Raw genomic sequence first — 13,109 nt, forward strand, 5'->3', positions numbered from 1 at the left:
CAAACCTTTAAGGACAATCCCTTCTCTCTATAGGAAAGGAGATTATTGATGGATGATACTGAATGGCGTGCACGGTTTATCCATTTACACAGTTGTCGTGGAATGACGTGGAAATTGTTTTACTCTTATTTGAAAATAGACCCGGGGCTTGAGAACATATACTCACTGACAAAATTTGAACTACAAACGATTTTTCAGTTAAAAAGCGAGCGGGCAGCAATTCTTATTCACGATCTTCATATTTGTTCTTCAAATGAACTTCTACGCATTTATGAAAAACAACAAATCACCCCGATTACATGTTTCGACACTTATTATCCAACCTTATTAAAAGAAATTCATGATCCACCTTTTGTCCTTTACGTTAAAGGAAATCATCATTATCTAAATAATAGTCGATGTATGGCTGTTATTGGAACGAGGAACCCCAGTCACGAAGCAGCCAAAAAAGTAATGCATGTCATTAAACCACTTGCTATAAAAAATTGGACGATTATAAGTGGATTAGCTATCGGCATTGATACATTGGCTCATCAAGCTGCTCTTTTGAGTAAAGGAAAAACGATTGCGGTATTAGGTGCAGGTTTTCATCACATTTATCCTAAAAGAAATGAACAACTTTTCCAAGAAATGTCGAAAAATAATTGCATAATTACTGAGTATCCCCCTCATATTCCTCCACGTAAATGGCACTTCCCAGCTCGAAATCGAATCATTAGTGGATTGTCAAAGGCAATTATAGTTATTGAAGCAAATGAAAAAAGTGGTTCTTTAATAACTGCTGATCAAGCATTAGAGCAAGGTAGAGACGTATTTGCTGTACCTGGTTCCATTTTTTCAAATACTTCTAGAGGTACAAATAAATTAATTCAAGAAGGAGCTAAACTTGTATTACATGCAACCGATATACTCACTGAATTCCCTGAAGATTGTGAATGAATTTGTCAAAATTACGTAGTCCCTAACTAATAATTAAATGAAAAATTCTCTATTTTTCATTAAGAAGTTTGACAAATCAAGAAAACCTGTTCCATAATAGGGAAGATTTTAATTTACAGTTAGAGAGGGAGTCTTATATGGCCGATTATTTAGTAATCGTTGAATCTCCCGCAAAAGCAAAGACCATTGGAAAGTATTTGGGGAAGAAGTATATAGTCAAAGCTTCAATGGGACATGTTAGAGACTTACCAAAAAGTCAAATGGGAGTAAATGTTGAACAGAATTATGAACCGAAATATATTACGATTAGAGGAAAAGGCCCAGTATTAAAAGAGTTAAAAACAGCAGCAAAAAAAGTGAAAAGAATTTATTTAGCAGCTGACCCTGATCGCGAAGGAGAAGCAATTGCTTGGCATCTTGCTCATAGTTTGAATATGGACGAAACTTCAGAATGTCGAGTCGTATTTAATGAAATTACGAAAACTGCAATTAAGGAAGCATTTAAAACTCCTCGAAAAATTAATATGGATTTAGTAGATGCTCAGCAGGCTAGAAGAATTCTCGATCGGTTAGTTGGATATAATATTAGCCCTTTATTATGGAAGAAAGTAAAAAAGGGGTTAAGTGCTGGACGTGTACAATCTGTAGCAGTTAAGATGATTATCGAACGAGAGAAGGAAATCCAAAGCTTTATTCCAGAAGAATATTGGAATATTCAAGCCCGCTTTTTGCTTGGTAAGGAAGTATTTGATGCGAAGTTTTATGGGGTCGATGGTAATAAAGTTGACCTTAAAACGGAAGAAGAAGTTCAGCAAATTTTATCAAAACTTAAAACAAATGATTATAACGTAACAGCTGTAAAACGAAAGGAAAGAAAGCGTAATCCGGTTAATCCATTTACTACTTCTTCATTACAACAAGAAGCGGCCCGAAAGTTGAACTTCCGAGCTAAGAAAACAATGATGATTGCTCAACAATTATATGAGGGTGTAGAAATAGGAAAAGAAGGAACAGTCGGTTTAATTACTTATATGCGTACGGATTCGACACGTATTTCAGAGACAGCCGAACAAGAGGCTCGTGAATACATCTTGAAGGAATTTGGCGAAGAATTTACACGACAAGGGAAACGTGTAGTCAAAACCGATAAAAAAGCTCAAGACGCTCATGAAGCAATACGACCAACAGCAGTTGAAAAGGATCCGAAGACGATAAAAGGGTATTTATCGCGTGATCAATACCGTTTGTATAAACTGATTTGGGAGCGAATGGTTGCTAGTGAAATGGCACCAGCTGTCATGGATACGATGTCAGTAGATATTGAACAGCATGGGGTATTATTTAGAGCGACAGGTTCAAAGATTAAATTTCCTGGTTTTATGAAGGTTTATATTGAAGGTACAGACGATGGTAAAAAAGAAGAAGATCGTTTTTTACCAAACTTGGAAGAAGGTCAAATCGTTAAGAACGAGGAAATTGAACCAACTCAACATTTTACGCAACCACCTCCACGATATACAGAAGCACGATTAGTAAAAACAATGGAGGAATTAGGTATCGGTCGCCCTTCGACGTATGCTCCAACTTTAGATACTATTCAACGGAGAGGATATGTTGCATTAGAAGATAAGCGGTTTGTACCGACGGAACTTGGAGAGATTGTTCTTGAATTAATCGTTGAATTCTTCCCAGAAATATTAGATGTGGAATTTACGGCGAAAATGGAAAATGACCTTGACTCGATAGAAGAAGGAGCTAAAGAATGGGTCAACATTATTGATAATTTCTATAGTTCATTTGAGAAACGGTTAGAAATTGCCGAAGATGAAATGAAGGAAGTTGAACTTCGCGATGAACCTGCAGGCGAAGATTGTGAAAAATGTGGTCATGAAATGGTATATAAAATGGGGCGGTACGGTAAATTTATGGCCTGCTCTAACTTCCCGGAATGTCGAAATACAAAGGCTATTGTGAAAGACATTGGCGTGAAGTGCCCGAGTTGTAAAGAAGGCAATATAGTAGAGCGAAGAAGTAAAAAGCGCCGTATTTTTTATGGATGTGATCGATACCCAGAGTGTGAATTTATTTCATGGGATAAGCCGATTGCTAGACCTTGTCCTAAATGTAATAGTATGCTAGTTGAAAAGAAATCAAAAAAAGGTGTCCATGTAGAATGTTCTTCATGTGATTATCGAGAAGAAACAAATTAAGCTGGTCGTTTATTTTTTATTACAAATCATACTTTTTTCTTTTTTCATCAAACTTTATAAATGTTTTTAGAAGATCGTCTACATTCCCCGTTACGCGGCAAGGATGATAGAATACACCTACGTAGTAATTGCACTACACATATTGAGAATGTGGAAAGTATTGGAGGGAAATTATGTCACAACCCTACGTAAATGTCATAGGTGCTGGTTTAGCTGGTAGTGAAGCAGCATGGCAATTAGCGAAGAGAGGGATTCAAGTCCATTTATATGAAATGCGTCCTGTTAAGCAAACCCCTGCTCATCATACAGATAAATTTGCCGAATTAGTATGTAGTAATTCATTGAGAGGTAATTCCTTAACGAACGCCGTTGGGGTTCTTAAAGAAGAGATGAGGGTATTAGATTCTGTTATTATTGATTCAGCAGATCATGCTTCTGTTCCAGCAGGTGGTGCATTGGCAGTTGATCGCCATGAGTTTGCTGCATTGGTAACAGACAAGGTAAAGAACCATCCCCTCGTTACCGTTTATAATGAAGAAATATCAGAAATTCCTGAAGGACCAACAATTATTGCGACTGGCCACTTACTTCTGAATCTCTATCTAAGAAATTACGGGAGTTAACTGGTGAAGAATATTTGTATTTTTATGATGCTGCTGCCCCTATTATTGAAACTGAATCGATTAATATGGATAAGGTATACTTGAAATCAAGGTATGATAAAGGTGAGGCGGCTTACTTAAACTGTCCAATGACTGAAGAAGAATTTAATCGTTTCTATGATGCACTAGTTTCTGCAGAAACAGTACCTCTTAAAGAATTTGAAAAGGAAATCTTCTTTGAAGGGTGCATGCCGATTGAAGTGATGGCCAAGCGCGGAAAAAAAACGATGCTATTTGGACCAATGAAGCCTGTTGGACTAGAAGATCCGCGAACTGGCAAACGGCCGTTTGCAGTTGTCCAGCTAAGACAGGATAACACTTCAGGAACATTATATAATATTGTGGGTTTTCAAACACATTTAAAATGGGGACCACAAAAAGAAGTGATTAGACTTATACCCGGCTTAGAGGAAGCTGAAATTGTTCGTTACGGAGTCATGCATCGAAACACATTTATTAATTCACCAAATTTGCTAAAGCCAACGTATCAATATAAAGATCATGAACAACTCTTTTTTGCGGGGCAAATAACGGGTGTTGAAGGCTATGTTGAATCTGCAGCTGCTGGTATCATTGCTGGAATAAATGCCGCCAAATTAATAAAAGGTGAAGAGCTTGTCGTTTTCCCGGAGTGGACTGTAATTGGTAGTATGGCACAATATATAACAAATGCTAACCCTAAAAATTTCCAACCGATCAATGCTAACTTTGGTTTATTACCACCTCTCGACGAACGAATAAAAAATAAGAAAGAACGCTATGAACAGTTTGCTAAACGTGCGTTGGATACAATTCAGAATTTTGTGAAAAAAGTGTAAATAAGATTGTCAGAGCTACTAAATCATGTTAAAATTTAGTAGCTTTTCATTTGAGATGACTTTACACGTTCGAACCTGTTATGTATGGTTAGCTCATTCAATTGAGAACGTATCCAACTGTCAATAAACGAATGAAAGGAGTGTTTTTGACTGAGTACTTCTAATTGGATTCAATCGTTTATTCAATATCTTCAAATGGAAAAGAATTATTCAATCCATACGATTCGAAACTATGAAAGAGATTTAATTGCTTTTACTGAGTTTATGAAATCGATTCATGTCGATTGCTTTACAAAATTGAGCTCAAATCATGTTAGACAATATTTAACATTCCTATTTAAGATGGAATATTCTCGCAAATCTGTTTCAAGAAAATTATCTGCATTAAGAAGTTTCTATTCTTTTCATCAGCGGGAGGAAAGGGTGAAGGACAATGTATTCTCATTTATCCATTTACCGAAGGCGGAGCAAAAGTTACCAAACTTCTTATATGAAGAGGAAATGATGCAACTTTTTGAAACAGTATCAGGTGATAAGCCGCTAGACCAGCGTGATCGTGCATTACTTGAATTATTATATGCTACGGGAATACGAGTAAGTGAATGTAGTCAACTACTAGTTGAACATATCGACTTTACAATAGGTACGGTGTATATATTAGGGAAAGGTAGAAAGGAACGTTATACGCCGGTAGGTTCCTTTGCTTTAGATGCCCTTTATACATATATTCAAGATGGAAGAACAAAATTAGCCAATAAATCGACAGTGGCAAATCCTTTTTTATTTTTAAATTTTCGTGGTGGCAAGCTTTCTGACCGGAGTATTCGAACAATTATTCAAAAAAGAATGGATCAAACAGCTACACAAAAAAAGCTACGACCTCACGATATACGACATTCATTTGCTACTCATTTATTGAATAACGGTGCCGATTTGCGTGTCGTACAAGAATTGTTAGGCCATGAACATTTATCGACAACGCAAATTTATACGCACGTAACGAAAGAGCGATTACGTGATGTGTATAAACAACACCATCCAAGGGCATAAAACGAATAAAGAAGGAGGAAAGAATATGAACGATTTTCATGCAACGACGATCTTTGCTATAGCACATAAAGGTCAGTGTGCTATGGCAGGTGATGGTCAAGTAACGTTTGGGAATGCAGTAGTTATGAAGCATACAGCAAAAAAGGTTAGAAAATTATTTCAAGGCAAAGTAATAGCCGGGTTTGCTGGATCGGTTGCTGATGCCTTTACATTATTTGAGAAGTTTGAAGGGAAACTTGAAGAATACCACGGTAATCTCCAAAGAGCAGCTGTTGAATTAGCCAAGGAATGGCGCAACGACAAAGTGTTACGCAGGCTTGAAGCAATGCTCATTGTTATGAATAAAGAAAGTCTTTTATTAGTTTCTGGAACAGGGGAAGTGATTGAACCAGACGATGGTATGATTGCGATTGGTTCCGGCGGTAATTATGCTTTGTCTGCAGGACGTGCTCTTAAAAAACATGCTGCTAATTTATCGGCTACTGATATTGCTCAAGCAGCATTGGAGACTGCTGGAGAAATATGTGTTTATACGAATTTACATATTACGGTAGAAACTTTAGATCAATAAGATAGGAGTGAAATAAAGTGGAAACGAACTTAACTCCAAGACAAATTGTCGATCGTTTAAATCAATTTATTGTAGGTCAAGAGGAAGCGAAAAAGTCAGTAGCGATCGCGTTACGTAATCGATATCGTCGAAGCTTGCTTGATGACAAATTAAAGGATGAAGTAACGCCTAAAAATATTTTAATGATTGGACCGACGGGTGTTGGGAAAACGGAAATTGCTCGTAGATTAGCTAAGCTAGTTGGGGCACCGTTTGTTAAAGTAGAGGCTACAAAGTTTACAGAAGTAGGATATGTGGGCCGTGATGTTGAATCAATGGTAAGAGATTTGGTTGAAACGAGCGTTCGTATTGTAAAAAAAGAGAAGATTGAAAAGGTTCGTCCACAAGCAGAGAAAATGGCAAATGAACGAATTGTTGATCTACTAGTACCAAGTGGTAAGAAAACATCTTCCTATAAAAACCCACTCGAAATGCTCTTTGGCCAGCAAAATGAAGATAATGAGACACAGACAACGGAAACGGATTCTCTGCAAGAAACGAAAAGAAAAATGGCTCATAAACTTGCATTAGGTGAATTAGAAGACCATATGGTAACGATTGAAGTTGATGAACAATCGCAAAACTTTATGGATATGTTTCAAGGTGCCGGCATGGAGCAAATGGGGATGAATATGCAGGAAATGCTTGGGGGCCTATTACCTAAAAAACGAAAAAAACGTCGTTTACCGATTTCGGATGCACGAAAAGTGTTGATTGATGAAGAAGCACAAAAGTTAATTGATTTTGATGAAGTTAATCAAGAAGCTATCTTCAAAGCCGAACAATTAGGTATTATCTTCATAGATGAAATTGATAAGGTAGCTAGCAAAGGGCAGCAATCAGCAGATGTATCGAGAGAAGGGGTACAAAGGGATATCTTACCGATAGTAGAAGGTTCAACAGTAGTGACGAAATATGGTGCTATTAAAACCGACCATATTTTGTTCATAGGTGCAGGTGCTTTCCATATCGCTAAACCTTCAGATTTAATCCCTGAGTTGCAAGGGCGTTTTCCAATTCGAGTAGAATTATCTAATTTAACAGTTGATGATTTTGTGCGCATATTAATTGAACCGAATAATGCCTTGTTAAAGCAGTATAGTGCCCTTTTAGAGACAGAAGGTATAAGAGTCGTCTTTTCCGACGAAGCTGTTCATAAGATTGCCACTATTGCGACAGAAGTGAATCAGGATACAGAAAATATTGGTGCAAGAAGACTACATACTTTATTAGAGCGCCTATTGGAGGATCTTTCCTTCGAAGCACCTGATATTAATTTAGAAGAGATTGTGATTACTCCAGAGTATGTGGAAGAAAAATTGTCAAGCATTGCGAAAAACCGTGATCTAAGTCGATTTATTTTATAATTAAAACTAGGAAAAAGTTAGGAGGGGATAGCATGAATTTGTTATCAAGAACGAGGAAAATTAATGATATGCTACAAAAAACCGTTGGCCAGCATGTTAACTTTAATGATATGGCTGAAACGTTAAGGGATACGATTAGTGCTAATATTTTTGTAGTTAGTAGAAGAGGAAAGCTATTAGGGTTTGCCATCAAACAGGAAATTGAAAATGATCGCATGCAAAAAATGCTCGAGGATAGACGATTTCCCGAAGAGTATACGGAGGGACTATTCAAAATTGAAAGTACATCGGCAAACATCGGAATAGAGAGTGAATTTACTGCCTTTCCTGTCGAAAATAAAGAATTATTTAAAAATGGCTTAACGACAATAGTACCAATTCAAGGTGGAGGACAACGATTAGGAACATTAATCTTGTCTCGGTTAAATGATGCTTTTAATGATGATGATTTACTGTTGGCCGAATATGGTGCAACGGTAGTTGGAATGGAAATACTTCATGAGAAAACTCAGGAAATTGAAGAGGAAGCTCGCAGTAAAGCGGTTGTCCAAATGGCGATTAGTTCTTTATCATACAGTGAGCTTGAAGCAGTAGATCATATTTTCCATGAACTAGATGGTAGAGAAGGATTACTTGTGGCGAGCAAAATTGCCGATCGCGTGGGGATTACACGATCAGTCATTGTTAATGCATTAAGAAAGCTTGAAAGTGCTGGTGTAATCGAATCGCGTTCTTTAGGCATGTAAGGGACGTATATTAAAGTATTAAATGACAAATTTTTAATTGAATTAGAACGGGTGAATAGTAAGTAATTAGTGAAATTGTAATTAAACTTCTTTTTGAGGTTTGTCTTTAAGGTAAAAAATACCCTTAGAGACAAACCTTTTTTCTGTTTTTATTTGTGAAAATTTGTGTGCTCAAATATTCCTAAGTTATTAGACATAATTTTAATATAGGTCATTTGAACGGAGAATCGACATATTCATAGAAAAATGTCGATAAATATAGCTTTATTGTACATAAATGTGACTATGTACCTATTAGTCTTATGATTCTTTTGTAGTGAAAAAGTATTTAATAAAATATAGGTTAGACTTTTTGTTCTATATTTATTACAATTTTCATAGAAGATGTAGAAAGTTGTATAAAAATGATAAAAATGAACAGATAATTTGACAAAAGGGGTGTTCGTACATGGATCTCTTTGGAAGTTCTTCCATTAGAGCGCTAGAAACAGGCTTAAATGGAGCGCAAATTCGACAAAATGCTATTTCGCAAAATATAGCGAACGTTGATACACCTAATTATAAGGCCAAACAAGTTCAATTTAAGCATTTATTACATGATGAGCTAGACAAACAGGGGTTGAAAGCTAACAGAACTCATAAAGACCATTATGAATTTCAGTCTGCAAACAGTCGTTTAGGACCAATCGTAACTGAAAATCGTAATACTTTATATAATCATAATGGTAACAATGTCGATATTGATCATGAAATGTCTGAACTCGCCAAGAATCAAATCTATTATAATGCATTAGTAGATCGATTAAATGGTAGCTTTCAAAGCTTGGAAACAGTGATAAGAGGAGGGCGTTAGTGATGACGATTTTCAATGGATTGAATACGAGTGCATCTGCTCTTACGACAAAGCGATTACGAATGGATGTGATTTCAGCAAATATTGCTAATGCGGATTCGACAAGAACCCGGTTTGTCGATGGACAATGGGAGCCATATCGTCGAAAAATGGTTGTCACATCACCAAATGAAGCTCCTTCATTTGCTAGTCAGTTGCAGCGTGCAATCGGTCGATCGAATTCGACAGTTGGAAATGGTGTTAAGGTTGATCGCATAGTTGAAGATCAGACTCCATTCAAGCAAGTATATAACCCAGATCACCCAGATGCTGACGAGAATGGATTTATTCAACTGCCAAATGTTGACCCATTACGAGAAATGGTTGATTTAATGACCACGACAAGATCTTATGAGGCTAATGTAACAGCTATAAATGGGACAAAAAATATGCTATTGAAAGCACTTGAAATAGGTCGTTAAAGGGAGGTAAATAAATGGATTTAAGGATAACACCTTTTACAAATAGTCAAAATCAAGCTGTCCAGCGTAATACATATACACCTGGTGAGGCACATGGAGCATTTAAAGCAGCTCTTAACGATGCGATGAAAGAAGTGAATGAAATGCAGCATGAGTCTCAACAAAAAACGGTCTTATTGGCAAAAGGTGAAATAAATGATTTACACGATGTTATGATTACAGGTCAAAAGGCTAGCGTAATGCTACAAGCAACTGTAGAAGTGCGAAATAAAGTAGTTGAAGCATATCAAGAAATAATGAGAATGCAAGTATAGTATGATGTTAATTGCTTTGATTCAGGAGGACAAATGAACGAGAAGCTGACGAAATTTAAAGAGAGATTTAATGAATTCTGGAATGGACGTTCCAAAAGACAACAATTGGTTATCTTATCTTCGATTGTTTCAATAATTGTTATTGTTGTATTGTTATCTTTTTTGCCACTAGAACAAATTATGAACCGCTTTACAGTAATTTAACGCTTGCAGAAACAGGACAAATTAAAGAAACATTGGATGCACGAGGTATTCCAGCTACAGTATCTGATAATGGAACATCTATTTTAGTTCCTAACAATCTTGTAGACACGCTGAAAGTCGAACTAGCAGCAGAGGGGTTACCTAATAGCGGGACAATTGATTATTCGTTTATTCAAGATCAAATGGGCTTTGGAATGACAGATAATGAATTCAATGTTATGGAACGTGCTTCTATGCAAACAGAGCTAGCTAGACTGATTCGCAATATGAATGGTGTTCATAATGCAAATGTCATGATAACTCTTCCAGAAGAAAGTGTCTGGTTAAATTCAACTCATGATTCGGCTACAGCAGCGATTGTGCTAGAGTTAGCTCCAGGACACCAGCTTGATTCTAGTCAAGTAAGAGCCCTTTACCATCTTGTATCAAAGAGTGTGCCGAATTTACCTATTGATAATATCGTCATTTCAGATCAAATGTTTAATGATTATTTTTATGAAGATCAAAATAATGAATCTCAATCCACGTTATCTGCTTTTGAACAGCAACGTGCGATTCAAAATGAAATCGAGCACGATTTAACACGAAACCTTCAACAAATGTTAGGAACGATAGTTGGTCAAGACAGCGTCATAGTATCCGTAACAACAGATATTGATTTTACACAAGAAAACCGTACGGAAGAATTAGTTGAACCTGTGAATATTGATAATATTGAGGGAATTGCAGTAAGTATTGAACGTATTGAGGAAACGTACAGTGGTGAAGGTATTGAAGAAGGTGGGATTGAAGGTACAGGAGATGGGATTATCAACTATCCCGGTCCATTAGGACAAGGCCCAGTTGATTTTGAACGTACCGAAGAACGAATTAATAACGAAGTAAACAGGATTAATCGTGATATCGTTGAAAGTCCATATAAAATTAGAGATCTTGGAATACAGGTAATGGTCGAACCTCCAGAAGGTTTTGATACACTACCACAAGATCAATTAAATGATATTCAGCAAATTTTAGGCACGATTGTTAGAACAAGTATTTCAAGTGTATATGCTGAAGAATTAACCCAGGAAGAAATAAGTGAGAAAATAGTTGTTAGTTCGCACCCATTTAACGGTAGAACTATCACAGAATTTGAACCTACAATGGGGATTCCAACATGGGTTTATGTAATTGGTGGCATATTAGTAGCACTGATTTTATTGCTGCTCTTTATCTTAATGAGAAATAGAAGAAAGAGAGCGGAAGAGGTACAAGGTGAAGTATCAGATGAGAGACGGCCTTATGATTTGCCTGATTTGCCAGATGAAGATTCATCAGAATCTGCTGCAAAAAAGAAACAACTTGAAAAGTTAGCAAAAGAAAAGCCAGAAGATTTTTCTAAGTTACTAAGAACTTGGTTATCTGAAGATTAGGAGGAGAGAAAATGGCTGTAACAAAAAGAGGAATTACTGGGAAACAAAAGGCTGCCATTCTTCTGATTTCTCTCGGACCAGATGTATCTGCTCAAGTTTATAAACATCTTTCAGAGGAAGAAATTGAAAAATTAACGCTTGAAATTGCTAATGTTCGTAAAGTTGATAGCGAACTAAAGGAAGAGATTTTGGAGCAATTTCATTCACTTGTATTAGCTCAAGATTATATTGCTCAAGGTGGTATTGGCTATGCTAAAAGCATATTAGAGAAGGCTTTAGGGGAAGATAATGCGATGGATATTATAAATCGTTTAACATCCACGTTGCAAGTAAGGCCATTTGATTTTGCTCGTAAAGCCGATGCCTCACAAATATTAAATTTTATTCAAAATGAACACCCACAAACAATTGCTCTGATTCTGTCGTATTTAGAGTCTGAACAGGCAGGGCAAATTTTATCTGCTCTTCCGCAGGAAGTACAAGCAGATGTGGCAAAAAGGATCGCGGTAATGGACAGTACGTCTCCAGAAATTATTAACCAAGTTGAAGCTATTCTTGAGCAAAAACTGTCATCAACCGTTACACAAGATTATACAGAAGCTGGTGGAATTGAATCAGTTGTTGAAGTTTTAAATAGTGTTGATCGAAGTACAGAGCGAACGATTCTTGATGCATTAGAAATACAAGACCCAGAATTAGCAGAAGAAATCAAGAAAAGGATGTTTGTATTTGAAGATATTGTTACACTCGATAATCGCAGCATTCAGAGGGTTATTCGAGATGTTGAAAATGAAGATTTACAATTATCATTAAAAGTTGCTAGTGATGAAGTGAAGGAAATTATCTTCAGTAATATGTCACAACGAATGGCAGAAGCATTTAAAGATGAAATGGAATTTATGGGGCCTGTTCGATTGAAGGATGTCGAAGAAGCACAATCTAGAATTGTTTCTGTAATCCGGAGCCTTGAAGAAGCGGGAGAGATTGTTATCGCCCGTGGCGGAGGAGACGATATTATTGTCTAAGATCATCAAGTCGAATTTTTCAAAGCGAAATGGATCACAAGCAAAAACGATTTCTATTTTAAAAAAGTTTCAACATGAGACATTTTTAGAGAATACAACATTACCTGAGGAACAGACTAGCAATGATTCGTCAATCGGTTTTGAAAGAGAGCTCAAAGAAAAGAAGTTAGAAGCAGAATTAATCGTTAAGAAGGCCCACGAAGAGGCGGAGACAATCAATAAGCAGATTCAAGAACAGCTTAAAAATGCGGAACAAAAACAACTTGAACTTTTTGAACAGGCACAGAAAAATGGTTTTGAAGAAGGGTACACTCAAGGGCAAAAGGAAGGATTACAATCTTATAACGAGTTAATTGACAAAGCGAGAAGCATTGTTGCGTTGTCAGAACAACAATTCAAACAGCAAATTGAAGAGGCAGAGCTTTAATTGTCGAA

The 13,109-nt window shown here is 36.6% G+C and carries 10 protein-coding genes and 3 pseudogenes; all 13 read left to right on the forward strand.

The features are described 5' to 3' along the window. Positions 1-48 precede the first annotated feature (48 nt). Positions 49-939 carry a DNA-processing protein DprA gene (gene dprA / locus JCM19034_RS07915; protein WP_062048689.1) on the forward strand — a complete coding sequence of 297 codons (891 nt, stop codon included), beginning with the start codon at positions 49-51 and terminating at the stop codon, positions 937-939. Positions 940-1,076: 137 nt separating this feature from the next. Next, positions 1,077-3,149 carry a type I DNA topoisomerase gene (topA, locus tag JCM19034_RS07920; RefSeq protein ID WP_062048691.1) on the forward strand — a complete coding sequence of 691 codons (2,073 nt, stop codon included), beginning with the start codon at positions 1,077-1,079 and terminating at the stop codon, positions 3,147-3,149. 173 nt (positions 3,150-3,322) lie between these two features. Next, positions 3,323-4,629 (forward strand): annotated as a pseudogene (gene trmFO, locus JCM19034_RS07925) (FADH(2)-oxidizing methylenetetrahydrofolate--tRNA-(uracil(54)-C(5))-methyltransferase TrmFO). Positions 4,630-4,797: 168 nt separating this feature from the next. Beyond that, a complete protein-coding gene (xerC, locus tag JCM19034_RS07930) occupies positions 4,798-5,679 on the forward strand; it encodes a tyrosine recombinase XerC (protein ID WP_370621855.1) in 882 nt (293 codons plus the stop codon). Positions 5,680-5,704: 25 nt separating this feature from the next. Further along, on the forward strand, positions 5,705-6,250 hold the full coding sequence (gene hslV, locus JCM19034_RS07935) for an ATP-dependent protease subunit HslV (protein WP_062048701.1): 546 nt from the start codon (positions 5,705-5,707) through the stop codon (positions 6,248-6,250). A 17-nt stretch (positions 6,251-6,267) separates the two neighbouring features. Beyond that, complete coding sequence (gene hslU / locus JCM19034_RS07940) at positions 6,268-7,656, forward strand: ATP-dependent protease ATPase subunit HslU (protein ID WP_062048703.1); 1,389 nt, start codon at positions 6,268-6,270, stop codon at positions 7,654-7,656. A gap of 32 nt (positions 7,657-7,688) precedes the next feature. Next, positions 7,689-8,468 (forward strand): annotated as a pseudogene (codY, locus tag JCM19034_RS07945) (GTP-sensing pleiotropic transcriptional regulator CodY). A gap of 382 nt (positions 8,469-8,850) precedes the next feature. Continuing rightward, on the forward strand, positions 8,851-9,255 hold the full coding sequence (gene flgB / locus JCM19034_RS07950; RefSeq protein WP_062048705.1) for a flagellar basal body rod protein FlgB: 405 nt from the start codon (positions 8,851-8,853) through the stop codon (positions 9,253-9,255). 2 nt (positions 9,256-9,257) lie between these two features. Beyond that, entirely contained in the window at positions 9,258-9,716 is a 459-nt protein-coding gene (flgC, locus tag JCM19034_RS07955) for a flagellar basal body rod protein FlgC (RefSeq protein ID WP_197276360.1), read from the forward strand. Between the two features lie 14 nt (positions 9,717-9,730). Then, positions 9,731-10,030: a flagellar hook-basal body complex protein FliE gene (fliE, locus tag JCM19034_RS07960; RefSeq protein WP_062048707.1), complete on the forward strand. Its 300-nt coding sequence runs from the start codon at positions 9,731-9,733 to the stop codon at positions 10,028-10,030. 33 nt (positions 10,031-10,063) lie between these two features. After that, positions 10,064-11,649, forward strand: a pseudogene (gene fliF, locus JCM19034_RS07965) (flagellar basal-body MS-ring/collar protein FliF). 11 nt (positions 11,650-11,660) lie between these two features. Continuing rightward, entirely contained in the window at positions 11,661-12,674 is a 1,014-nt protein-coding gene (gene fliG / locus JCM19034_RS07970) for a flagellar motor switch protein FliG (protein WP_062048709.1), read from the forward strand. Further along, positions 12,667-13,101 (forward strand): hypothetical protein, encoded by a 435-nt coding sequence (locus JCM19034_RS07975; RefSeq protein WP_062048712.1) that lies wholly within the window; start codon positions 12,667-12,669, stop codon positions 13,099-13,101. The genes fliG and JCM19034_RS07975 overlap by 8 nt, the downstream gene beginning before the upstream one ends. The last annotated feature ends 8 nt before the right edge of the window (positions 13,102-13,109 follow it).

Origin of the sequence: Bacillus sp. JCM 19034, assembly GCF_001310635.1 — a bacterium.
GTDB lineage: Bacteria > Bacillota > Bacilli > Bacillales > Bacillaceae_D > Halalkalibacter.

Excerpts from the sequence above, each read along its gene's own strand:
- dprA (WP_062048689.1), top strand. The coding sequence starts at position 49 with ATGGATGATACTGAATGGCGTGCACGGTTTATCCATTTACACAGTTGT.
- topA (WP_062048691.1), top strand. The coding sequence starts at position 1,077 with ATGGCCGATTATTTAGTAATCGTTGAATCTCCCGCAAAAGCAAAGACC.
- hslV (WP_062048701.1), top strand. The coding sequence starts at position 5,705 with ATGAACGATTTTCATGCAACGACGATCTTTGCTATAGCACATAAAGGT.
- flgB (WP_062048705.1), top strand. The coding sequence starts at position 8,851 with ATGGATCTCTTTGGAAGTTCTTCCATTAGAGCGCTAGAAACAGGCTTA.
- flgC (WP_197276360.1), top strand. The coding sequence starts at position 9,258 with ATGACGATTTTCAATGGATTGAATACGAGTGCATCTGCTCTTACGACA.
- fliE (WP_062048707.1), top strand. The coding sequence starts at position 9,731 with ATGGATTTAAGGATAACACCTTTTACAAATAGTCAAAATCAAGCTGTC.
- fliG (WP_062048709.1), top strand. The coding sequence starts at position 11,661 with ATGGCTGTAACAAAAAGAGGAATTACTGGGAAACAAAAGGCTGCCATT.